The organism is Aeromonas sp. R2-3 (assembly GCF_040908375.1).
GTDB classification, from domain to species: domain Bacteria; phylum Pseudomonadota; class Gammaproteobacteria; order Enterobacterales; family Aeromonadaceae; genus Aeromonas; species Aeromonas veronii.
The window spans coordinates 72,329-94,974 of record NZ_JBFODP010000027.1 but is presented as its reverse complement, the minus strand read 5'-3'; the positions used below and the strand labels follow the sequence as shown (position 1 = coordinate 94,974).

Here is a 22,646-nt window from a genome sequence, read left to right as displayed (position 1 = left end):
TTGCTCTGGCACTATGCCATGAAAAAGCCCGTCACCTTGGTGACGGGCTTTTTTGATCGCCAACGGCTGATCGTCAAACAGTCAAACAATGGGAAGGGGGACTCACTGGTGGCGGGCACCTTGCCACAGTTTGCGTAGTTGCAGCAGCAGCGCGGTCAGGGCGCCGCCGCTCAGGGCGGTGAGTACCGCCAGCAGCAGGCTGCCGAGCAGGAAGGGAGGCACCAGAGTGGCCGCCTCCTGCTCCAGCCAGTGCAGGGTCCAGCTGAGGTGGAAAGGCTCCGGCGTCTGGTGCAGTACCAGACAACCGGTGCGATAGGCGTAGAGATACATGAACGGCAAGGTCAGCGGATTGTTGAACCAGACCGCCAGCAGTGCCAGCGGCAGGTTGAGGCTGAATGCCAGCGCCAGACCGACTGCGATGAGCGAGTGCATCGGGATGGGGAACCAGCAGGCGAAGATCCCGGCCGCCACCGCGCCGCTCAGGGCGCGGGTGCCCCCTTGCCAGAGGGCAGGGGCAAGCAGTCGCTCACCAAACAGGGCAAACCACTTCTGCTGGCGCAGGGTATCGGGATCTAGCTTGAAGCGGGCAAACCAGCGACTCAGCATGGGCGTGCCATCTTGCGTTTTTGCCACTGGCGCACCGTGCTGATCCGCCAGAAGGTGCGGATCAGGGTGTAGCCGATAAGGGAACTGAGCAGGGCCAGGATCAGCGAGCCCAGCAACAGCGGCGGTGCCACTGTGCCCAGTACCGAGACCAGCCAATCCCAAGTGAACTCAATCTCTATCTGCTGCGCTGAATGTCCCAGCAACTGGCAACCTACCAGATAGGCGCCATAGAGCAGGGGTGGCATGGTAAAGGGGTTGGAGAGCCAGACCAGCGCCACCGAGAGCGGCAGATTGACCCGGCACAGGATGGCGCCACCGGCAGCCAGCAGCATCTGGCAGGGGAGCGGCACCCAGGCCATGAAGAGGCCCACCGCAAATGCCCCGGCAGCCGAGCGGCGGTTGAGGTGCCAGAGGTTGGCATCGAGCAGCAGTTTGCCGAACAGCCGCAGGTGCTTGTGTTCTTTCAGGGTTTGCTGATCGGGCATCCAGCGTTTAATGAGTCGTTTGGGCATATTGAAACCTTGCTAAATACTTGCTCCATGGATCTGCGTCTGTTGTCGTTTGCCTTGGGGGCAAGCTCCTCACTGCTCTGGCCATGGTTACCTTCACTCGCATGGGGGGGCCTGTTGCTGTCCCTGCTGATCCCCCTTGCATATTGCCGTGCCTGGCGGTGGCTGTTTCTCCTGCTCGGCATCCTCTGGATGCAGGCCAATCTTGCCTATCGGCTGGCCTGGCTGGAGCGGTTGGGCGATCAGACGAGCCACATGATAACCGCACAGCTGCAAAGTGCAGAGCCCGAGGGGGATAAATTTGTCCGGCTGCTACTGCGGGTGAGCACCCTCGACGAGCAACCGGTGACACCTGAGCCCCTGATCCGGGTCAATGCCTATCAGGCATTACCCGCCATGACAGTAGGCAGCCGGATCACCCTGGTGACCTCGTTGAAACCGGCTCACGGTCTGGCCAACGAGGCGGGGCTGGATGGGCGGCGTCTGCTGCTGGGCAAGGGGATCACTGCCACCGGCAATCTGCGTCGGGTGATAGATATTCAACAGGCACCTGCGGGGTGGCGCGAACGCTGGTTGGGCGCGGCGACCGAGAGTTGGCGTCCGCTTGATCATGCCCCCTTGCTGGCGGCACTCACTTTTGGCGAGCAGAGTGGCATTACGGATGCCCAGTGGGAGCTGTTTCGCGGCAGCGGCCTGACCCATATCATCGCCATCTCAGGGCAACACATCGCGCTGGTGGCGGTGCTCGGGTGGTGGCTGGGCAGGCTGTTTGGTCTGCGTGGCGCCATCATCACCTCCCTGCTGTTTGCCGCCGTCTACAGCGCGTTGGCGGGGTTTGCTGTGGCGACCGAGCGGGCCCTGATCATGGTGCTGGTGTGGAGCGTGTTGCGCTGGAGCCGGCGGGAGTGGCCGGCCTGGCGCATCTGGCTATGGGCCTTTGTGGTATTGACCCTCTGGGATCCCTTCGCCCTCTATTCGGCCGGCTTCTGGCTCTCGTTTCTGGCGGTGGCCATCTTGCTGCTGGTGGGATATGTCCACGACAAGCCGGGACTGTGGCAGATCCAGCTCTGGCTGCTGCTCGGTCTGCTGCCGCTGCAACTGGCATTGTTCGAGGGGATAGCGCCCCTTGCCATGGTGATCAACCTGTTGGCGGTGCCGCTCTTTTGTATCGCCATCATACCGCTGGCGTTGATTGGGGTGCTGTTGGCGCCGCTCTCCAGCTCGCTTGCCTATGGCCTGTTCTGGCTGGCGGATCTGGGGCTCGGGTGGGTGTTGACGATCCTGAACTGGCTGGCCGATCAACTGCAACTGTGGTGGCCACTGCCCGGCTGGTGGCTGCCACTCTGCACCCTGCTGTTGCTGCTCTGGTTCGCCGCGCAGTGGCGCCCGGCACGCTGGCTGTTGCTACCGGGTCTGTGTGCGCTGTTATTGGCGCTCTGGCCAACGCCTGTCCGCTGGCAACTGCGGGTGCTGGATGTGGGGCAGGGGCTGGCGGTGCTGATCAGCAAGGGGGAGCGTGCCATCCTTTATGACACCGGTGATCGCTATCCCGGAGGCTACAACATGGCGGATGCGGTGATCCTGCCCCAGCTGAGCCATCTGGGGATCCGGGTCATCGATCGCCTCATCATCAGCCACAAGGATCGGGATCATGCCGGCAATCGCAAGCGACTGCTCAGCGCCATGCCGGTGCGTAACGAGCTATCCTCTTATCCCTTCAGTGAGGGAACGACGCTCTGCCAGCGTGGGCAACAGTGGCGCTGGCAGGGGCTCTCGTTTGCAGTGCTCTGGCCAGAACGCCCCGGTGGCGGGCGCAATAACGATGGCTGCGTGGTGCGTATCAGCGATGGGCAGCGCAGCATATTGCTGAGTGCCGATATCGAACGGCAGGCAGAGCTGAGACTGGTGGCACTGGAGGGAGAGGGATTGGCCAGCACCTTGCTGGTGAGCCCCCATCATGGCAGTCGCACCTCCTCCACGCCCCCGTTTGTCGCGGCGGTGGCGGCAAAGGATGTGATCCACAGCGCCGGTTTTATGAATCAGTGGGGCTTTCCCCGTCCCGATGTGGTGGCCCGCTATCGGGATGCCCGCCAGTGGATCACCGGTCAGCAAGGGGCGATGCTGGTCGAGCACACCGCAGCGGGCTTGAGCGTCACCGCCGAGCGAGATCTGGGGCCCTGGTACCGGCGCAGTGGTGAGTGGTGGCGACCGAGAGTGTGGTTTGAGCAATAATCCGCCATTTCTGCCGTGTAGGAATGCGATATAGGTGGCGGCGCTTGGTGTAAGCCTGTGCTTTGGCTAGAATAGCCCGTCATTTCCATTACTAACGGCTATTCATGCAACAAGAAACCTCACAAGAGAGCTGGCCAGTATTCAAACGCCTGCTCGGTTATGTCCGTGATCGCAAGCTGGGCCTGGTCGGTGGCATCATAGGGATGCTGGGCTACGCCGCCGTGGATACCACCTTTGTCTACTCCATCAAGCCGCTGATCGATCAGGGCATCAATGGCAACGACAGCACCGTTTTGAAATGGATGCCCTTCTTCGTCCTCGGCATCGTGGCCCTGCGCGGTGTCGCCAACTTTCTCTCCAACTACTGCATGGCCTGGGTCGGCAACCACGTTGTGATGCGTCTGCAACAGCAGGTGTTCAATCACATGGTGGCAATGCCGATGAGCTTCTTCGACCGTCAGAACACCGGTCATCTGCTCTCCAAGGTGACCTATGACGCCAGTCAGGTCTCCTCGGCGGCGAGCACCACCCTGGTGACCCTGGTGCGGGAAGGGGCGACCGTGGTCGGTCTGCTCGGCCTGATGTTCTGGCACTCCTGGCAGCTGTCGGTGATCTTTTTGGTGGTTGGCCCGCTGGTGGGGGTCATCATCGGCCTTATCAGCCGCCGTTTCCGCCAGATCAGCCGTCACATCCAGCAGGCGGTAGGGGATATCACCACCTCCACTGAGCAGATGCTCAAAGGGCACAAAGAGGTGCTGATGTTTGGTGGCCAGAAGGTGGAAGAGAAACGCTTCTTCCAGGTCAGCAACAACATGCGCCAGCAGACCATGAAGATGGTCGCCGCCGATGCCATCGGCAGTCCTGTGGTGCAGATGGTGGCCTCCATCGCGCTGGCTGCCTTCCTCTACGTCGCGACCATTGACAGTGTCAAATCAACTCTGACTGCCGGTACGTTTACCGTCATGATCACCTCCATGATGATGCTGCTCAAGCCGCTGAAAAGCCTGACCGACGTCAACAACCAGTTCCAGCGTGCCATCACCGCCTGCCACAGCCTGTTTGGCCTGCTCGACACCGAGCCGGAGCAGGATACCGGCACCCGCACTCTGGAGCGTGCTCGCGGCGAGATCGAGTTTCGCAACGTCACCTTCACCTACCCGACCAAGGACACCCCGGCGCTGCACAACGTCAGCTTCAAGGTGGAGGCGGGTAAGTCGGTGGCGCTGGTGGGCCGTTCCGGCTCAGGCAAGAGTACCATTGCCAGCCTGTTGACCCGCTTCTACGACATAGATCAGGGCGAGATCCTGCTGGACGGCATCAACATCCGTGAATACAAGTTGAGCGAGCTGCGCAAGCAGTACGCGTTGGTCTCCCAGCATGTTCACCTGTTCAACGACTCGGTAGCCAACAACATCGCCTACGCGGCGGAAGACAAGTACAGCCGCGATCAGATCGTTCAGGCCGCTCGTATTGCTCACGCCGACGAGTTCGTCAGCAAGATGAGCAACGGGTATGACACTGTGGTTGGCGAGAACGGTGCATCCCTCTCCGGTGGTCAGCGCCAGCGTGTTGCCATTGCGCGGGCTCTGCTGCGCGATGCCCCGGTTCTGCTGCTGGATGAGGCCACCTCGGCCCTCGATACCGAATCCGAGCGCCATATTCAGGCTGCTATCGACGAGCTTTGCAAAGCGCGTACCTCGCTGGTGATCGCCCACCGTCTCTCCACCATCGAGAAGGCGGACGAGATCCTGGTGATCGACGAAGGTCATATCGTCGAGCGCGGTAACCACGAAGCATTGATGGAGCAGCGCGGCACCTATGCCCAGCTGCGCGCCATTCAGTTTGGCAACGCGGGAAGCAAGGCCTGATGCTGGAACGGCTCTGGTATCGCAAAAGTGGCTGGCGCTGGTTGCTGGCCCCCTTTGCCCTGCTGTTTGCCATCATCAGCGGCACCCGCCGCTACGCCTATCGTCACGGCTGGCGCAGGGGGTATCGCGCCTCCTTGCCGGTGATAGTGGTGGGCAATATTTCGGTGGGGGGCAACGGCAAGACGCCGGTGGTGGTCTGGCTGGTGGAGCAGTTGCAAGCCCGCGGCTATCGCCCCGGGGTGGTGAGCCGTGGTTATGGTGGCAAGGCGCCCCATTACCCCTATCGGCTGGATGAAACCAGCACCACGGCGCAGGCCGGAGATGAGCCGGTGCTGATTGCCCGGCGCTGCGGCTGCCCGGTGGTGGTTGCCCCGAAACGGGCCGACGCGGTACGACTGCTGGAGCAGAGCGGTGAGGTGGATATCATCATCACCGACGATGGTCTGCAGCACTATGCGCTGGCCCGCGACATCGAGCTGGTGGTGGTGGATGGAGCGCGCCGTTTCGGCAACGCCTGCCTGCTGCCTATGGGGCCGCTGCGCGAGCCGGTCACTCGTCTCAAACGGGTGGACGCCATCATCTGCAACGGCGGCGAGCCGGGCAAGGGGGAGTACCCCATGCAACTGGTCGCCGACACCCCGCGCCGGGTGCGCGACGATGCCCCGCTGGCGGCCCCCTTGTCGAGGCCGGTTGATGCGCTGGCGGGGATCGGTCATCCGCCCCGCTTCTTTGCCACCCTGGAAGGGCTCGGCTACCAGCTGGATCAGCAGGCCGCCTACGGCGATCATCACCCCTTCGATCGGGATGAGCTGGTGGGCCGCTTTGCCTGCAAGCCGCTGCTGATGACCGAGAAGGATGCGGTCAAGTGTCGTCCGTTTGCCCTCGATAACTGGTGGTATCTGCCGGTCAGTGCCGAGTTGCCCGCCTCCCTGCTCGATGCCCTGCTGCACAAGCTGGGGGTGAAGGCAAAGGGCGCGACCAGGGCGCAAGATTAATCTCTCTTGCCTGAGCGGGGGAGAAGTGGACCAATAGCGGTCCCGTATGGAATATCTGGTTGCTCGACATCCATCGCTGGCGTGATGAAGCCGCCAGCGCGACATCGTTGAAGGAGTATCGTTTTGGCTTTGGACATCAAGTTGCTCGACATCATCGCCTGCCCGGTCTGCAAGGGTAAGCTGCACTACAACAAAGCAGTTCATGAGCTGGTCTGCCGCTTCGACAAGCTGGCCTATCCGCTGGAAGAGGGGATCCCGGTACTACTGGAGAACCGTGCCCGTCCGCTCAACAGCGATGAGCTGCCGTCATGAGTTTCGTCGTCGTCATTCCTGCCCGCTATGCGTCAACTCGTCTGCCGGGCAAGCCGCTGGCGGATATCCATGGTAAACCCATGGTGCAGCATGTGGTGGAAAAAGCGCTGCAATCGGGTGCCGATCGGGTGATCGTTGCCACCGATGACGAGCGGGTACAGCAGGCACTGCAGAGCACCGGCGTCGAGGTGTGCATGACCTCACCGGATCATCAGTCCGGCACCGAGCGTCTGGCCGAGGTGTGCCGTCACTACGGCTTTGCCGCCGATACCATCATCGTCAATGTGCAGGGGGATGAGCCGCTCATTCCGCCCACCATCATTCGTCAGGTAGCGGATAATCTGGCCGCCGCCACGGCGCCGATGGCGACCTTGTCGGTGCCGATCAAGGATGCCGAAGAGGCGTTCAATCCGAACGCAGTGAAAGTGGTGACTGACAAGGATGGCTACGCCCTCTACTTCAGTCGCGCCAGCATTCCCTGGGATCGGGATCGCTTTGCCAAGAGCCATGAGCAGATTGGTGACCACTACCAGCGTCATATCGGTATCTATGCCTATCGCGCCGGCTTTATCCAGCGTTACGTAAACTGGGCACCGAGCGTGCTGGAGCAGGTCGAGGCGCTGGAGCAGCTGCGGGTGCTCTGGTACGGGGAGAAGATCCACGTCGCCCAGGCCCTTGAAGCGCCGCCGGTCGGGGTGGATACCCAGGCCGATCTTGAGAAGGTGCGGGCCTTTTTGGCCAAGTGATGGCCACAGCACTAAAGTCATGAAAAACGGTGTCGCAAGGCACCGTTTTTTGTTTTGAAAATTTATATAATTATTTGATTTTAAACGCTAAACATGGGTTTTCTCAAACTTTTGGCGTGCATGGTTTGCCAAAGCGACGAGTTTGGTTATGATGCAAGACGCCCTGTTAACCCTAACCGGGCGGCTAAAACGAGATAAAACGGGGTGTTTGGGTGATAAATGTATTCCTGGTCGATGATCATGAGCTGGTGCGTACAGGGATAAGACGCATTCTTGAAGATGTGCGCGGGATCAAGGTGGTGGGCGAAGCACAGAGCGGCGAGACAGCAGTCACTTTCTGTCGCCAACACCATCCGGACGTGATCCTGATGGACATGAACATGCCGGGTATTGGTGGTCTGGAAGCGACCCGCAAAATTCTGCGGATCCGCCCCGATGTGCGCATCATAGTGCTGACCATTCATTCAGAAAATCCGTTCCCCACCAAGGTGATGCAGGCCGGCGCCGCCGGTTACCTGACCAAGGGGGCAGCTCCTGACGAGATGATCCAGGCGATCCGGTTGGTGCACTCCGGTCAGCGCTACATCTCCCCGGAGATTGCCCAGCAGATGGCCCTCAGCCAATTTGCCTCCGCTGACGAGAATCCCTTCAAGTCCCTCTCCGAGCGCGAGCTGCAGATCATGATGATGATCACCAAGGGGCAGAAGGTGACCGATATCTCCGAGCAGCTCAACCTGAGCCCGAAGACGGTCAACAGCTACCGCTATCGTCTGTTCAGCAAGCTGGGGATCAACGGTGACGTGGAACTGACCCATCTGGCCATTCGCTATGGCATGCTGGATGCCGATACCCTCTAATCGGGTGGCGTGTGGTCACAAAGGCGGCGAGTGCCGCCTTTTTGCTTTTCTGCCCCTTTGCTTTTCGGGCTGCGAGGGCAGTATGCTCTGCCCGTCAATTTTTGCCTTTGTGTGAGCCGAGTAGCTGATGACCCTCTTTCCCGAACCTCTCTTTGACAGCAAGGCGTTTCTGAGTGCCGTCACCCATCAAAGTGGCGTCTACCGCATGTATGACAGCGGTGGAATCGTGATCTACGTGGGCAAGGCCAAGGATCTGAAAAAGCGGCTCGCCTCCTACTTTCGCACCAACGTCGACAGCATCAAGACCCGCACCCTGGTGCGCCAGATCGCCGATATCCAGGTCACCGTCACCCACACCGAGACCGAGGCGCTGATCCTCGAGCACAACCTGATCAAGCAGTACCAGCCTCGTTACAACGTGCTGCTGCGGGACGACAAATCCTACCCGTGGATCATCATCACCGCGCATCAGCATCCGCGCATCGGCGTGCATCGCGGTGCCCGCAAGATCAAAGGAGAGTACTTCGGCCCATACCCCTCTGGCGGCGCGGTGCGCGAGAGTTTGCATCTGATGCAGAAGATTTTTCCGGTACGCCAGTGCGAGGATGCGGTCTATGCCAACCGCGCCCGTCCCTGCCTGCTCTATCAGCTCAAGCGTTGCGCTGGCCCTTGCGTACCTGGGTTGGTGAGCGAAGCCGAATATGCCCAGCAGGTGGAGCTGGCCAAGCTGTTTCTGGCGGGCAAGAACCAGCAGGTAATAGGCGAGTTGGTGGGCAAGATGGAGTCCGCCAGCGGCGATCTGCGCTTTGAAGAGGCAGCCCGCTATCGGGATCAGATCCTGGCGCTGCGCCGGGTCACCGAGCAGCAGTCGGTGAGCGGCAACGTGCTGGACGAGCTGGATGTGGTGGGGGTCGCCTTCCAGCAAGGCGCTGCCTGCATCCACGTGCTCTTTATCCGTCAGGGCAAGGTGCTCGGCTCGCGCAGCTACTTCCCGAAAGTGCCGGCTGACACCCCGCTCGACGAGGTGGTGCAATCCTTCCTGCTGCAGTTCTATCTGTCGGGGCAGGGGGGGCGGCATATCCCGAGTGAGGTGCTGCTCGATGTGGCGTTGGAGGATGAGAGCGTCATCGCCGAGACTCTGAGCCAGACCGCAGGCTACAAGGTGCGGGTGGTGAGCCGTACCCGCGCCGAGCGGGCCCGCTTTATCAAGCTCGCCTCCATCAATGCCGAGACGGCGCTGCGCTCGCGGCTTGCTCACAAGAGCACCATCACCGCCCGCTACGACCAGCTGGAAGAGCTGCTGGAGCTGGAGCGCCCCATCGCTCGCATGGAGTGTTTCGATATCTCCCACACCATGGGGGAGCGCACGGTGGCCTCTTGTGTGGTGTTCAACCGGGAGGGGCCGCTCTCATCGGAATATCGTCGTTTCAATATCGACGGTATCACTGGTGGTGATGACTACGCGGCGATGGAGCAGGCGCTGGAGCGCCGCTTTGGCAAGCAGCAGGAGCCGGACAAGGTGCCGGACGTGCTGTTTATTGACGGTGGCCTCGGCCAGTTGCGCCGCGCCGAAGAGATCCTGGCCCGTCAGCTGGAGTTTCTCGGCGGTAAATATCCGCTGCTGGTGGGGATTGCCAAGGGGGTCACCCGCAAGGCGGGGTTGGAAACGCTCATCATGGGGGAGAGTCACGAAGAGTTGCATTTGCCGGCAGATATGCCCGCTTTGCACCTTATTCAGCATATTCGCGATGAATCCCACCGTTTTGCCATTACCGGCCACCGGGCCAGACGGGCCAAAGCCCGCACCAGCAGTAGTCTGGAGGATATTCCGGGGGTGGGGCCAAAGCGGCGGCAGGCACTGCTCAAATATCTGGGCGGCCTGCAGGAGGTCAAAAAGGCGAGCGTGGATGAACTGGCCAAGGTACCCGGCATCAGTCAGGAGCTGGCCCAGACCATCCACGATGGCTTGCACAGCGCCTGAGCAGGGTTAGCGGCATGGCAAAATCGCTAACTCCTTGATGCACAAGAGCCGTGACGCGGGGGGGCCGTAAATGCCATAATGGCCCTCGCATTTTGAGAAGATTGATGGATTAAAAAGACCAAGACGGGCGCCAGTGCGGTTGCATCGCAAATCGGCTTTGGCGCACTATGTAGCGACGTACAAGAAGTGGCTGAAAATAATGACAAACATACCTAACCTGTTGACGTTTTTCCGGATTTTGCTCATTCCCGTCTTCGTCATCCTGTTCTATCTGCCTTATCAATGGTCCTATCTGGCTGCCGCCATCATCTTTATTCTGGCCGCTGCCACCGACTGGTTTGATGGCTATCTGGCTCGCAAGCTCAATCAGTCCACCGCCTTTGGCGCCTTCCTTGACCCCGTTGCCGACAAGATCATGGTCGCCGCCGCGCTGGTGGTCATCGTCGAACACTACAACACCATCTGGGTGACTATCCCCGCCATGACCATGATTGGCCGCGAGATCATCATCTCCGCCCTGCGTGAGTGGATGGCCGAGCTCGGCAAACGCTCCTCGGTGGCGGTCAGCTGGATTGGCAAGTGGAAGACCATGATCCAGATGGTGTCACTCACCGGTCTGATTTGGCAATACAACGTCTGGATGGTGTGGCTCGCCTATGTGATGCTCTATGTCGCTACCGTGCTCACCTTCTGGTCGATGTTCCAGTACATGAAGGCCGCCTGGGGCGATTTGACCCACCACGCCAACCTGTGAGTCACTTGCGCCGCAAGGTGAGGTTTCCACTGATTTGAGGCAGGAAACGGCCAAAGGCGCTAAAACTGTTCAAAAAGGGCAAAAAATGCCCTAACGATCAGGTAATTAAATATTTCTGGTTGACTGGGCGAGGAACATCGCTAGAATGCGTCCTCGTAGTCAGGCAGTCAGCCAGACCAATGCGGGAATAGCTCAGTTGGTAGAGCACGACCTTGCCAAGGTCGGGGTCGCGAGTTCGAGTCTCGTTTCCCGCTCCAAATTCAGACAATAGAGAGCCAACTCTCTTTTGCATGGCGCGTTAGCAAAGCGGTTATGCAGCGGATTGCAAATCCGTTTAGTCCGGTTCGACTCCGGAACGTGCCTCCATATTGACAAGCCCGCCACGCGAGCTTGATACCGATTGCGGTGCCCGAGTGGTGAAATCGGTAGACACAAGGGATTTAAAATCCCTCGACGTTCGCGTCGTGCCGGTTCGATTCCGGCCTCGGGCACCATTAAAATCAAAGAGTTACGAAAGGCCACTAGAAATAGTGGCCTTTTTCTTTTGCCTAAATGGCGACAAAGTGGCGACAGCGCTTTTTTAAGCGGTTCACCCTTCCTGTAATGTTGAGCAACAGGATCTTCTTGTATGATGCCGCTCAGCCTGACGGCGCACTTCATGCGGCGCCTTTCCCTGGCCATGTTTCGGTGTGCTGTCAGACAGAAATGAGAATGGCCCCACATTGTGGGGCCATTCTCGGATCCAGTTATCACTCCTGCGTTTCTTCTAGCTGCACGTCGATATTCTTCTTCTGGGTGGCATCGCCGTTGGTGAACGATGTTATCGTCTGGTCGTTTTGGACCATGCACACCTGTATTCCGTTGCGTAGCCTACAGACCAAGGCATAAGCCTGTAATCAGAACCGGTACTCGATATGGAGGGTATGGCTGTCCAGCCCCGGGTTCTTGTCATACATATAGGCGTTGGACATGTGCTCATACTGATAACCGATCAGCCAATTCTTGGTGATGGCGTAACCGAAGCCGATACCCAGGGCGAACTGGAAGGGGCCGCCGTAATCCTTATAGCCGTGGCCGCGAGTGCCAAATTGGTACTGATCGAGCCAGACCATTTCGCCGGGGAGCCAGGTCACCCAGTTACCCCATTGGCATTCGATACGGGCGCCGCCCCCCAGTCTGGCGGTCTCTTCATCTTCTACCTTGAGCGTACCGCCACGTACCCCCAGTCCAAATTGGCAGCCGGAGTCTCCCCAACGCCAAAACATATGGTGGAACTTGGCGTCGGCGATGTTGATGTCGAGCTTTTCATTGCTGAAGGCCTTGCCAAGCTGCAGTACCACGATATTGTCATTGGCCATCGTAGCCGGACTGACGAGCAGTGCTGTCAGCAGGCCAATCCTTGATAGAGTGTTAGCGTCCATGCCCCCTCCCGATCCTTGTTGTCATCGTGGTGATCCTGTTGATCACCCTTCAGGCATAGTCAATCGACGCGCTTCCTGTCAATGCATGGTCACTCGGTAAAAAAATTAAATATTTATGAAAAATCAACTATCTGCGATGGTCTGATGTGATTTGGCGTGCGTGACCGCGGGGAGATGAAAAAGCCCTTCACCATGGTGAAGGGCTTTTTGCTATCTGACGTTATCCGCTCGGTTTGGCGTGTAGGCTCAGTAGCCCTGCTGGTGCACGTCCATTACGGCGCGGCCGGACGGGTCGGCCATCTCCTTGAACTTGGCATCCCACTCCAGCGCGGTGGGGGTGGAGCAGGCGACCGACTTGCCGTAGGGCACGGTGCGGGCGGCGGCTTCCAGCGGGAAGTGCTCGTCGAAGATGGCGCGGTAGAAGTAGGCCTCCTTGGTGAGCGGGGTGTTGATGGGGAAGCGGAATGCGGCCGCTTCGAACATCTGATCCGTCACTTCGGTCTCGACCATGGCTTTCAGGCTGTCGATCCACGAATAGCCCACGCCATCGGAGAACTGCTCCTTCTGGCGCCATGCCACTTCGTGGGGCAGCAGATCCTCGAACGCTTCGCGCAGGATGTGCTTCTCGATCTTGCCCTTGCCGCACATCTTGTCGGCAGGTTGCAGGCGCATCGCCACGTCCATGAACTCCTTGTCGAGGAAGGGCACGCGACCTTCCACACCCCAGGCGGCCATCGATTTGTTGGCGCGCAGACAGTCATAGAGGTGCAAAGAGGCGAGCTTGCGCACGTTCTCTTCGTGGAACTCGCGAGCGTTGGGCGCCTTGTGGAAGTAGAGGTAACCACCGAACAGTTCGTCAGAGCCTTCACCGGAGAGCACCATCTTGATCCCCATCGCCTTGATGTAACGAGCCATCAGATACATGGGCGTGGAGGCGCGGATGGTGGTGACGTCATAGGTCTCGAGGTGATAGATGACATCGCGCAGGGCATCCAGCCCCTCCTGCACGGTGAAGTGGATCTGGTGGTGGATGGTGCCGAGGTGATCAGCCACCTTGCGGGCGGCGGCGAGATCAGGCGACCCTTCCAGTCCCACGGCGAAGGAGTGCAGTTGTGGCCACCAGGCTTCGCTCTTGCCATCGTCCTCGATGCGGCGCGCCGCATAGAGCTTGGTAATGGCGGAGATGACGGAGGAGTCCAGCCCGCCGGAGAGCAGCACGCCATAAGGTACGTCGCACATCAGCTGGCGCTTGACCGCCGCTTCCAGCGCGGCTTTCAGCTCGGCCTTGTCGCTGACGTTGTGCTCGACCGCGCTGTATTCCATCCAGTCGCGCTTGTACCACTGTTTGAGCTCGCCATCCTTGCTCCACAGGTAGTGTCCCGGCGGGAAGGTTTCGACGCTCTTGCATACCGGCACCAGCGCCTTCATCTCGGAGGCGACATAGAAGTTGCCGTGCTCGTCGCGGCCGGTATAGAGGGGGATGATCCCCATGTGGTCGCGACCAATCAGGTAGGCATCCTGTTCGGCGTCATAAAGGATGAAGGCAAAGATGCCGTTGAGATCGTCGAGAAATGCCGGGCCCTTCTCCTTGTAGAGAGCCAGCAGCACTTCACAGTCGGATTTGGTCTGGAACTGGAAGTCGACCTTGAGAGTTTTCTCCAGCTCTTTGTGGTTGTAGATCTCGCCGTTGACCGCCAGCACATGGGTGCGCTCGGGGTTGTAGAGCGGCTGGGCGCCATTGCCCGGATCGACGATGGCCAGACGCTCATGCACCAGAATGGCTTTGTCGGAGCTGTAGACGCCGGACCAGTCAGGCCCGCGGTGACGAAGTCGCTTGGACATCTCCAGCGCCGATTTGCGCAGAGCAACTGCATCGGACTTGATATCCAGAATGCCGAAAATTGAACACATTGGCGGTAATCCTCTTGATTTTTATATGAGCCCCCCACGTTTGGGCTCGAAATTCCATTTACATTCCTCGTCAGACACAATGCCTAGCGGAAAAACCTTTTGCAAGCGGGAAAACCGCAGAAAATCATGCCGTAAGCGTCAAGCGGATCAACAGGATAAGGGCTGCTGCAACGGGGCAGGGTGACGTGAACGTCAAGCCGAGGCGGGTTCGAAGATCACATAGACCTTGCGACAGGGAGTGAGGGTCTCCCACTCACCGACAAAGCCTGCCGGAATCACGAATTGATCCCCGGGTTTCAGGACCAGCTGGCCGCCCAGACTGTCGTGGATCACCACATCCCCCTCCAGCAGCTGGCAATACTCGTGCTCGGTGTAGTGGATGGCCCAGCGGCCCGGCTCGCAGCTCCAGAATCCCACATGAAACTGCTGGCTGGGGTCGGAGTAGTGGTTCCACACCGTTTGCGCCGGGTTGCCTGCTTTAATGCGCTCGGGGGCTGGCATCAACGGGGTAGGGGCTACCTCGTGGCGGCCCGGCAAAATCCAGTCGTTGAGGGTCTTCATGGTGCCTCCTTGGCTTCGTCAGATAGGAAAGCGGGGCCATCCCGGCCCCGCGTTTGTTCGTTTTATTAAACGAGGTTATGCATAACTTAAACGATGCATCCTCACTTGCCAAGGGCTGCTGGCCGACGACTCAAAGCGGCTGCAAGCGGCGGATCACATGGCGGGCAAAGCCACTGCCCGCTTCGTTGTAGACGTTGAACACCGCATCCACCCCTTGCTCCTGCAGGGAGGCTATATCATCCTCGAAGCGGACGATGGCGGCGATCTTGCCGTTGAATCCGTGGCTGCGCAGTTTCTCGATGGCGTAGAGATTCCCCGAATGGTGGGGCATCGCCAGCAGCACCAGATTGACCTGATTGGAGAGCAGCACCTTGTCCCAGAAGTCGGTATCGGTTGCATCCCCCTCGATGACGTTCATCCCCTGGGCACGCAGGGTGGGCAGCTTCTCGCTGTCGTTCTCCACCCCGAGGATGACGTTGCCGTACTTGTTCTCCAGCTCGAAGTAGGCCCCCTGACCGATCCGCCCCATGCCGAGGATGATCACCTCCGCATCGCCCAGCTCGATGGGCCTGTCTTCCGGATGGAGGTTGCTTGCCTGCAATCCTCGCAGCCAGTGGCCGATGCGGTGATAAATGCGCTCGCTTTGGGCATTGAGCGGGGCGGAGATCATAAAGCTCGCCGCCAGTGCCAGCGAGACCGCCACCAGCCACTCGTGGGAGAGCCAGCCCGCCTTGGCGGCGATGGCCGCGACGATCAGGCCAAACTCCGAGAAGTTGGTGAGCGCCAGGGTCGAGAGCAGCGCAGTACGCACCCGCAGGTGAGCGCCGCTGTAGACCAGATAGTAGAGGACACTTTTGAGCGGCAGGGCCAGCACCAGCGCCAGTGCCAGCAACATGGTGTCGTGGGTCGGCAGGCCGTTGAGGCCGATGGTGAGAAAGAAGCAGACCAGAAAGAGGTCTTTGAGATTGAAGAGCGCCTTTGCAAGCCCTGCCGCAGCCGGATGAGAGGCGAGCAGCATGCCGATGATGAGGGCCCCCAGATCCGGCTTGAGGCCGACCACTTCAAAACCGGCAGCCCCGACCACCAGCGCTAGAAAGACTCCGAACAGCACCTGCAGCTCGCCGTGACCGGCCCGCTCCAAGAGCTTGAACAGCAGCGGGCGCAGCAGCGGCAGCCCCAGCACCCAGAGTGCCCAGATGCTGGGCCACTTGCCGCTGGAAAACGCCAAAAAGGCCACGGCGAACACATCCTGCATTACCAGCACCCCGATGGCGATGCGGGCGTAGAGGGCGTTCATGTCGCTGCGATCTTCCAGCACCTTGACCGCAAAGACAGTGCTGGAGAAGGAGAGGGCAAAGCCCAGCAGCAGCGCCAGCTTCCAGTCCAGCGAGAGGGCGAGGTGGAGCCCCAGTCCCTTGCAGACCAGCAGTACCACGGTAAAGAGCAGGGTGGAGAGCAGCAGGTGCAGGCTGGTGGTGCCCCACACATCGCGCCGCATCAGGGTCTTGATATTGAGCTTGAGGCCGATGGTGAACAGCAGCAGGGTGACGCCTAGATCGGCTACCTCGCTCAGGGCGGGAGTATTTTCATATCCCATGCCGTTGAGGATAAAACCGGCGGCCAGAAAGCCGAGCAGGGGAGGCAGGCCAATCAGATTGACTACCATGCCGCAACCAAAAGCCACGGCGATCAGAATGGGTTCCATAACAGATCCTGCAAGGGCAGGAGAGACCTGCCCTGTTGAACGCTTGGGTGGTGATTAGACGATATCGATGTCGACCACGGAGTCGAAAATATGGTTCGGGCGAAACGGCATACGGTCGATATCGGCGACCTTGCTCACCCCGGAGAGCACCAGCACCGTCTCGAGACCGGCCTGAAAGCCCGCCAGAATGTCGGTGCGCAGGTTGTCGCCGATGATGATGGTGTCGTCGGAGTGGGCCTCCATCCGGTTGAGCGCCGCACGGATGATCCAGGCGCTCGGCTTGCCGACATAAAACGGCTTCTTGCCGGTCATCCGCTCGATGGGGGCGCACAGGGCGCCGCAGGCCGGGTGCATCATGGGGCCGTGGGTATCGGGGTTGGTGGCGATAAAGCGGGCTCCCTGATCGACGAACTTGGCCCCCTGTTGCATCATGGTCCAGTTGTAGTTGCGGGTCTCCCCCACCACCACGAAGTCGGGGTCGATATCGGTGATGGTGAAATCGGCCTTGTAGAGCTCGTGGGTCAGCGCCCCTTCACCGATCACATAGGCCTTCTTGCCATCCTGACGCTTGAGGAAGTCGGCGGTGCCCATGGCGGAGGTATAGAAGCACTCCTCCGGCACTTCGATACCTGCGGAGCGGAAGCGGTTTTGCAGATCTTTCTGGGTCTGTGCCGGGTAGTTGGTGAGGAACAAGAGCTTGCTGCCCTGCTCCAGCAGGCGATGGACGAAACGGTCAGCACCGGGGATGAGATCGTTGTTGTGCAGGATGACACCGTCGATATCGCAGATGACGTTCTTCTTCATGAAAACTCCTTGTCAGGGCGCAGGCGAGCCGCCAATCGTTAAGATGTTCAATCATTTATGATTTTTGTGACGCCATTATAAGTCTGTTTGATGACAAGTCTCCCCTGTCTCGCCACTTCGGTGCACAATAAAGCTGCCGTCGGGTCAGTCTGGTGGAGGGGCTGACGCCGGATCATTTTGCTGATGGAGCCGTCGCTATGGACACCCCGATTTCCAAGCCAGTCACACCCGAACACCTCACCGCCGCGCAATTTATCGCCGGACTGCCGAAACTGGAGCTGCACCTGCATATCGAGGGCAGCCTCGAACCCGAGCTGATGTTTGAGCTGGGCCGCCGCAATAACATCCCGCTGCCCTGGTCCGATGTGGCCAGCGTGCGCGCCGCCTATGACTTTGACTGCCTGCAATCCTTTCTCGACCTCTACTATCGCGGCGCCAGCGTGCTGGTGACCGAGCAGGACTTCTTCGACCTCACCTGGGCCTATCTTGAGCGTTGCGCCGCCGACAAGGTGGTGCATGTGGAGATCTTCTTCGACCCGCAGACCCACACTGCCCGCGGTATCTCCTTTGCTACCGTGCTCGGCGGCATCGAGCGGGCGCTGCAGCGCGGGGAGCAGGAGTTTGGCATCAGCTGGCGGCTGATCATGAGCTTTTTGCGCCACCTGAGCGAGGATGAAGCGTTCGTTACGTTGGAAGAGGCTATGCCCTTCCTGTCGCGCATTCATGGCATCGGCCTCGACTCGGGGGAGAAGGGCAATCCGCCGACCAAGTTTGCCCGGATTTTTGCCAAATGCCGCGAGCTGGGGCTGCCGGTAGTGGCTCACGCCGGTGAAGAGGGGCCTGCCGACTACATCTGGCAGGCGATCAACGAGCTGCAGGTATGCCGCATCGATCACGGAGTGCGTTCGGCAGACGATCCCGAGCTGCTGCGCTATCTGGCGGATACCCGGCTGCCGCTCACCGTATGCCCCCTCTCCAACACCCGGCTCAAGGTGTTCGGCAATATGGCCCAGCACAATGTGTTGCGGCTGCTGGAGCAGGGGCTTTGCGTCACCATAAACTCGGACGACCCTGCCTACTTTGGCGGCTATATGAATGCCAACTTTGTGGCGCTGGCCGATGGCCTCGGCGCGACCATGAGCCAGCTCTGCCGCTTGTCGCTCAATGCGGTGGAGGCGAGCTGGCTCTCTCTGGCCGACAAGGCGCGGCTGACCCGGGAGATCCGCAGTTATGCCGAGACCCACGGGGTGGTCTTGCACTGAGTCAGGCGCCAATGAAGTCGAGATGACATGCACTATATAAAGAGAGGCCCGCCATCACTGGCGGGCCTCTTTCGTTTCAATGGTCGGTGTGGTTATCAGGGAAGGTCAGCGTTATGCCACTCGCACCAGAAACTTCTCGCCCTGTCCTTCGCGCTTGAAGCGCTCGAGCAGGGTGGGCAGCGCCTCAAAGTCGCCGACCACCAGCGGCGGCAGGGTCAGCTCGCCGCTCGCCATTTGATCCATCATTGTGACACCGGCGGCCACCAGTCGGCTCCACTGCTTGTCGCTGCCAAAGGCGTGCTGGGCGCCCAGCGCAATCTCGTGCAATGAGTGGCAATGGCTAAAGGCGGGCAACGGATTGTGCGGGATGCGCCCGAGCACAGTCACCATGTGACCGTAGTAGCCCAGCGCGGGCAGCAGGCTCTCTGCCTGCTGGCTGGAGACCAGATCGATGATCCCCTCAAACGGCTCGTTGCCGTTGGCCGCCTGCAAGGTGGCCAGCCAGTCGGGATCCCGATAATCGGCCACCCCCTGCACACCTATCTGCTTGAGCCAGTGATGGTGGCGTGAGCTGGCGCTGGCAAAGACCCGCGCCCCCTGCTGGAGGGCGAGCTGCACCGCAAAACGGCCGACGCTGCTGCCAGCACCTGTGATGAGCAGTGCTTCCCCGTGCAGGCGCGGCAGCTTGGCCAGCGCCTGCCACGCGGTGAGGCCGGGACAGGGCAGGGCGGCTGCTGCCTCGTCACTCAGGGCATCGGGCACCGGCAGCAGGGCGCGGGCCGGTACCCGGGTGTGGCGGGCAAAGCTGCCGTGGTGGCGCAGGTCGGTGTGATAGGTGACCCGGGCACCGAGGCGCAGATGGCGGACGTTGGCACCGAGGGCCACGATAGTGCCCATGCCATCGACGCCGGGCACCTGACCGTCCTGCCAGTTGGAGTGGCCATATTCGATCAGCTTCCAGTCCACCGGATTGAAGGCGATGACCCGGTTGGCCACCAGTACCTCATCCGGGCCAAGGGGAGAGAGCGGGAGGTCGGCGAGGGTGAGTTGATCCGGTTCACCGGGGGCATGCCAGCACCAGGCTTGGGTGTGATTCATGATGACTCCTTGTGAAAGCGAGGGTAGAGAACAACGAGGTCATTGCAACAGCAATACAGAGAAACTGCCACTGCTGCGAATGGGCAACAATACAGCAGGCCCCAACCAGTGGGGCCTGCTTTACGTGGCCGGTTGGCCATTGGCAATCAGCTGCTGGTCGCTGCGTCATCGGCCTGATAGACGGGGTAGTCGGTCAGCCCTTTCTCGCCGCCGCCAAACAGGGTGGCCGGATCGTGGGGGGCCAGCGGATAGCCGTGGCGCAGCCGGTTCGGCAGATCCGGGTTGGCGACGAAGGGGCGACCAAAACCAATCATGTCGGCCCAGCCCGCGTCGAGGGCGGCGCGTGCGCGATCACCATCATATTTACCGGCGTAGATCAGGGTGTTGGGGAAGGCATCGCGCAGACCCTGCTTGAAGTTCTCCGGCATCAGGGGGGCATCATCCCAGTCCGCTTCGGCAATGTGCAGGTAGACCACGTTGAGCTGGCCCAGCAAACGGGCGGCTGCCAGATAGGTCTCCTGCGGATTGGCATCCACGGTGCCGTTGAGTGTGGTGAGCGGCGCAAGACGCACCCCGACCCGGTCGGCGCCGATTTCGCTGCAGACCGCCTCGGTCACCTCTTTGAGGAAGCGCAACCGGTTTTCCAGCGATCCGCCGTAACTGTCGGTGCGGGCGTTGGATTCGGAGTCGAGGAACTGGTTGATCAGATAACCGTTGGCGGCGTGCAGCTCGATGCCGTCAAAACCGGCGCTGATGGCGTTGCGGGCCGCCTGACGGAACTGGCCCACCACCGCATCGATATCGGCCTGGGTCATGGCGCGCGGAGTGACGGTCTCGACAAAGCCCGGCGCATCGCTGCCGTTATCGACGAACACCTTGACGCCCACAGCGGGCAGGGCTGAAGCGGAGATGGGCTGGGCGCCGCCGATGTTATCCGGATGGGTGACCCGGCCCACGTGCCAGAGCTGGGCGAAGATAGTGCCCCCCTTGGCATGCACGGCATCGGTCACAAGCTTCCAGCCAGCGATCTGCTCTGCGCTGTAGATGCCTGGTGTCCAGGCATAGCCCTTGCCCATGGGGTCGATTTGGGTGCCTTCGCTGATGATCAGGCCCGCCTCGGCACGCTGGGCGTAGTAGCTCGCCATCATGGCGTTGGCCACATCACCGGGCTGACTGGCACGGGAGCGGGTCATGGGGGGCATGACGATGCGGTTGGCAAGGTGCAGCTGGCCGAGGCGCAGCGGGCAGAACAGGTGATCGTGGCTCATCTTGAGTTCCTCATGGTGGAAGTGAGGCCACTTTATGCCGCCATCTTGTTGTGAAAAAGATGGGTAATTGCACAAGAGAATTGTGCTTGATGCAGCAATCAGTGCAACCCGCTGGGAAAGAAGGCGTTGAGGCATAAAGTTGAAGCATAAAAAAGAGGGCCGTCTGGCCCTCTTCTGTATTCTGCTGGTGGCAGGCTCAAGCCGTGGCGGGCATCACTTTCACCCGCTCGATGCGCCGCTCGCTCACCTCGATCACCTCGAAGTTGAGCTGCTGCAGTTGCAACTGCTGACCCGGGGTGGGCAGGGTGCCGAAGTGGGAGAGCAGCATGCCCGCCAGGGTCACGTATTCATCGCTCTCGCTCACCAGCCCCTCGTGCTCCAGCACCTGCTCCACATGGTGGATGTTGGTGCTGCCGTTGATCAGCCACCCTTCGCCATCGCGCACGATATCCGGGGTTTCGTCCTCGTCCGGCAGCTCGCCGACGATGGCCTCCAGCAGATCGTGGGTGGTGACCAGCCCCTGGATCACGCCAAACTCGTCGGAGACCAGAATAAGGCTTCCCTTGGCTTTGCGCAGCTCCGCCAGCAGGCGGATCACGTTGATGGTCTGCGGCACGATAATGGGATCGTTCTGCTTGGCCAGTTCGCTCAAGGATTGCCCTTCATTCAAGGCAAACAGCAGATCGCGCGCCTTGACCACTCCGATCACCTCGTCCAGATCCCCGTCACAAATGGGGAACAGGCTGTGGGGCTCGCGCTGCAGCAGGGTGCGGATCTCGTCGCTGGAGTCGTTGATATCGATCCAGGCCATCTCCGAGCGCGGGGTCATGATGGTGCGAATGGAGCGCTCGGCCAGCGACAGTACGCCGGTCACCATATAGCGCTCCTCCTCCCCAAAGCTCACCGGCGCTACGGCAGGGGCATCCAGATCGTCATCCGGCTGATCCTGATAGGCCTTGCTGCCCATCAATTTGAAGATGGCGGCTGTGGTGCGCTCGCGCAGCGGCTGTTTGGATTCGTGACGCATGGCGCTGCGCTGGGCCAGCTGGTTGAAAAACTCGATCAGCACCGAGAAGCCGATGGCCGCGTAGAGGTAGCCCTTCGGAATGTGGAAACCGAAGCCTTCCGCCACCAGGCTGAAGCCGATCATCAGCAGGAAGCTCAGACAGAGCACCACCACGGTGGGGTGGGCGTTGACGAAGCGGGTCAGCGGCTTGGAGGCGAGCACCATCACCACCATGGCGATGGTCACGGCGGCCATCATCACGCCAAGGTGTTCCACCATGCCGACGGCAGTGATGATGGAGTCGAGCGAGAAGACCGCATCAAGCACCAAAATTTGGGCGATCACCACGCCGAAGCTGGCGTAGGCGCCGACCGGGCCGTCATCCTGGGGTTTGGCTTCCAGCCGCTCATGCAGCTCGGAGGTGGCCTTGAACAGCAGGAACAGGCCGCCCCCCATCAGGATCAGGTCCCGACCGGAGAAGGGGTGATCCCACAGGTGCAAAATCGGGGTGGTCAGGGTGACCAGCCATGACATGACGCTCAAGAGCCCAAGTCGCATCAGCAGGGCCAGCGACAGGCCGATGATGCGCGCCTTGTCCCGTTGGGCGGGGGGCAGTTTTTTCACCAGAATGGCGATAAAGACCAGGTTGTCGATCCCCAGCACGATTTCCAGAATGATCAGGGTAAACAGACCAATCCAGATGTGGGGATCCAGCAGCAATTCCATTGTATGACCTCAATAAAAACAGAC

Annotated in this window: 19 protein-coding genes and 3 tRNA genes; 12 read left to right on the top strand and 10 right to left on the bottom strand. The window is 60.3% G+C overall.

Annotated features, from left to right (window positions below; translation table 11 throughout):
• Positions 1-102: 102 nt before the first annotated feature.
• Positions 103-606, bottom strand: coding sequence for a DUF2062 domain-containing protein (locus tag AB5Z02_RS13005; protein WP_005359699.1), 504 nt, complete (start codon positions 604-606; stop codon positions 103-105).
• Positions 600-1,118 carry a DUF2062 domain-containing protein gene (locus tag AB5Z02_RS13000; protein ID WP_103251047.1) on the bottom strand — a complete coding sequence of 173 codons (519 nt, stop codon included), beginning with the start codon at positions 1,116-1,118 and terminating at the stop codon, positions 600-602. The genes AB5Z02_RS13005 and AB5Z02_RS13000 overlap by 7 nt, the downstream gene beginning before the upstream one ends.
• Positions 1,119-1,145: 27 nt before the next feature.
• Between AB5Z02_RS13000 and AB5Z02_RS12995 the strand changes: the two genes are divergently transcribed.
• The 11 genes from AB5Z02_RS12995 (at position 1,146) to AB5Z02_RS12945 (ending at position 11,354) form a co-directional block, all read left to right on the top strand.
• Positions 1,146-3,347: a DNA internalization-related competence protein ComEC/Rec2 gene (locus tag AB5Z02_RS12995; RefSeq protein ID WP_201950494.1), complete on the top strand. Its 2,202-nt coding sequence runs from the start codon at positions 1,146-1,148 to the stop codon at positions 3,345-3,347.
• A 104-nt stretch (positions 3,348-3,451) separates the two neighbouring features.
• Positions 3,452-5,215, top strand: a complete 1,764-nt coding sequence (gene msbA, locus AB5Z02_RS12990) for a lipid A ABC transporter ATP-binding protein/permease MsbA (RefSeq protein ID WP_005359702.1) — start codon at positions 3,452-3,454, stop codon at positions 5,213-5,215.
• Positions 5,215-6,210: a tetraacyldisaccharide 4'-kinase gene (gene lpxK, locus AB5Z02_RS12985; protein WP_201950496.1), complete on the top strand. Its 996-nt coding sequence runs from the start codon at positions 5,215-5,217 to the stop codon at positions 6,208-6,210. The genes msbA and lpxK overlap by 1 nt, the downstream gene beginning before the upstream one ends.
• A 123-nt stretch (positions 6,211-6,333) precedes the next feature.
• Positions 6,334-6,522 carry a Trm112 family protein gene (locus AB5Z02_RS12980; protein ID WP_005347033.1) on the top strand — a complete coding sequence of 63 codons (189 nt, stop codon included), beginning with the start codon at positions 6,334-6,336 and terminating at the stop codon, positions 6,520-6,522.
• Complete coding sequence (gene kdsB / locus AB5Z02_RS12975; RefSeq protein WP_201950498.1) at positions 6,519-7,268, top strand: 3-deoxy-manno-octulosonate cytidylyltransferase; 750 nt, start codon at positions 6,519-6,521, stop codon at positions 7,266-7,268. Before AB5Z02_RS12980 ends, kdsB begins: the two co-directional genes overlap by 4 nt.
• 212 nt (positions 7,269-7,480) lie before the next feature.
• Complete coding sequence (uvrY, locus tag AB5Z02_RS12970; protein WP_005337448.1) at positions 7,481-8,125, top strand: UvrY/SirA/GacA family response regulator transcription factor; 645 nt, start codon at positions 7,481-7,483, stop codon at positions 8,123-8,125.
• Between the two features lie 127 nt (positions 8,126-8,252).
• Positions 8,253-10,106 carry an excinuclease ABC subunit UvrC gene (uvrC, locus tag AB5Z02_RS12965; RefSeq protein ID WP_201950499.1) on the top strand — a complete coding sequence of 618 codons (1,854 nt, stop codon included), beginning with the start codon at positions 8,253-8,255 and terminating at the stop codon, positions 10,104-10,106.
• 199 nt (positions 10,107-10,305) lie between these two features.
• Entirely contained in the window at positions 10,306-10,860 is a 555-nt protein-coding gene (pgsA, locus tag AB5Z02_RS12960; protein ID WP_031227442.1) for a CDP-diacylglycerol--glycerol-3-phosphate 3-phosphatidyltransferase, read from the top strand.
• 181 nt (positions 10,861-11,041) lie between these two features.
• Positions 11,042-11,117, top strand: a tRNA-Gly gene (locus tag AB5Z02_RS12955).
• Between the two features lie 35 nt (positions 11,118-11,152).
• A tRNA-Cys gene (locus AB5Z02_RS12950) sits at positions 11,153-11,226 on the top strand.
• Positions 11,227-11,267: 41 nt separating this feature from the next.
• A tRNA-Leu gene (locus AB5Z02_RS12945) sits at positions 11,268-11,354 on the top strand.
• A 402-nt stretch (positions 11,355-11,756) separates the two neighbouring features.
• Here AB5Z02_RS12945 and AB5Z02_RS12940 read toward each other — a convergent pair.
• The 5 genes from AB5Z02_RS12940 to AB5Z02_RS12920 all read right to left on the bottom strand — a co-directional run bounded on the left by AB5Z02_RS12940 (position 11,757) and on the right by AB5Z02_RS12920 (position 17,262).
• Positions 11,757-12,281 (bottom strand): acyloxyacyl hydrolase, encoded by a 525-nt coding sequence (locus AB5Z02_RS12940; RefSeq protein ID WP_201901982.1) that lies wholly within the window; start codon positions 12,279-12,281, stop codon positions 11,757-11,759.
• A 246-nt stretch (positions 12,282-12,527) separates the two neighbouring features.
• Positions 12,528-14,192 carry an asparagine synthase B gene (gene asnB / locus AB5Z02_RS12935; RefSeq protein WP_203116611.1) on the bottom strand — a complete coding sequence of 555 codons (1,665 nt, stop codon included), beginning with the start codon at positions 14,190-14,192 and terminating at the stop codon, positions 12,528-12,530.
• A 192-nt stretch (positions 14,193-14,384) separates the two neighbouring features.
• Positions 14,385-14,753 (bottom strand): cupin domain-containing protein, encoded by a 369-nt coding sequence (locus tag AB5Z02_RS12930; RefSeq protein WP_368216125.1) that lies wholly within the window; start codon positions 14,751-14,753, stop codon positions 14,385-14,387.
• Positions 14,754-14,883: 130 nt separating this feature from the next.
• Positions 14,884-16,458: a cation:proton antiporter family protein gene (locus tag AB5Z02_RS12925; RefSeq protein ID WP_005352794.1), complete on the bottom strand. Its 1,575-nt coding sequence runs from the start codon at positions 16,456-16,458 to the stop codon at positions 14,884-14,886.
• 54 nt (positions 16,459-16,512) lie between these two features.
• A complete protein-coding gene (locus AB5Z02_RS12920; protein WP_368216124.1) occupies positions 16,513-17,262 on the bottom strand; it encodes an HAD-IIA family hydrolase in 750 nt (249 codons plus the stop codon).
• A 197-nt stretch (positions 17,263-17,459) separates the two neighbouring features.
• Between AB5Z02_RS12920 and AB5Z02_RS12915 the strand changes: the two genes are divergently transcribed.
• A complete protein-coding gene (locus AB5Z02_RS12915) occupies positions 17,460-18,524 on the top strand; it encodes an adenosine deaminase (RefSeq protein WP_110303925.1) in 1,065 nt (354 codons plus the stop codon).
• A gap of 111 nt (positions 18,525-18,635) precedes the next feature.
• Here AB5Z02_RS12915 and AB5Z02_RS12910 read toward each other — a convergent pair whose 3' ends face one another.
• The 3 genes from AB5Z02_RS12910 to AB5Z02_RS12900 all read right to left on the bottom strand — a co-directional run bounded on the left by AB5Z02_RS12910 (position 18,636) and on the right by AB5Z02_RS12900 (position 22,622).
• Positions 18,636-19,622: a zinc-binding dehydrogenase gene (locus AB5Z02_RS12910; RefSeq protein WP_368216123.1), complete on the bottom strand. Its 987-nt coding sequence runs from the start codon at positions 19,620-19,622 to the stop codon at positions 18,636-18,638.
• A 146-nt stretch (positions 19,623-19,768) separates the two neighbouring features.
• Positions 19,769-20,890: an alkene reductase gene (locus AB5Z02_RS12905; protein WP_368216122.1), complete on the bottom strand. Its 1,122-nt coding sequence runs from the start codon at positions 20,888-20,890 to the stop codon at positions 19,769-19,771.
• Positions 20,891-21,086: 196 nt separating this feature from the next.
• Positions 21,087-22,622 carry a TerC family protein gene (locus tag AB5Z02_RS12900; RefSeq protein WP_368216121.1) on the bottom strand — a complete coding sequence of 512 codons (1,536 nt, stop codon included), beginning with the start codon at positions 22,620-22,622 and terminating at the stop codon, positions 21,087-21,089.
• Positions 22,623-22,646: the final 24 nt, after the last annotated feature.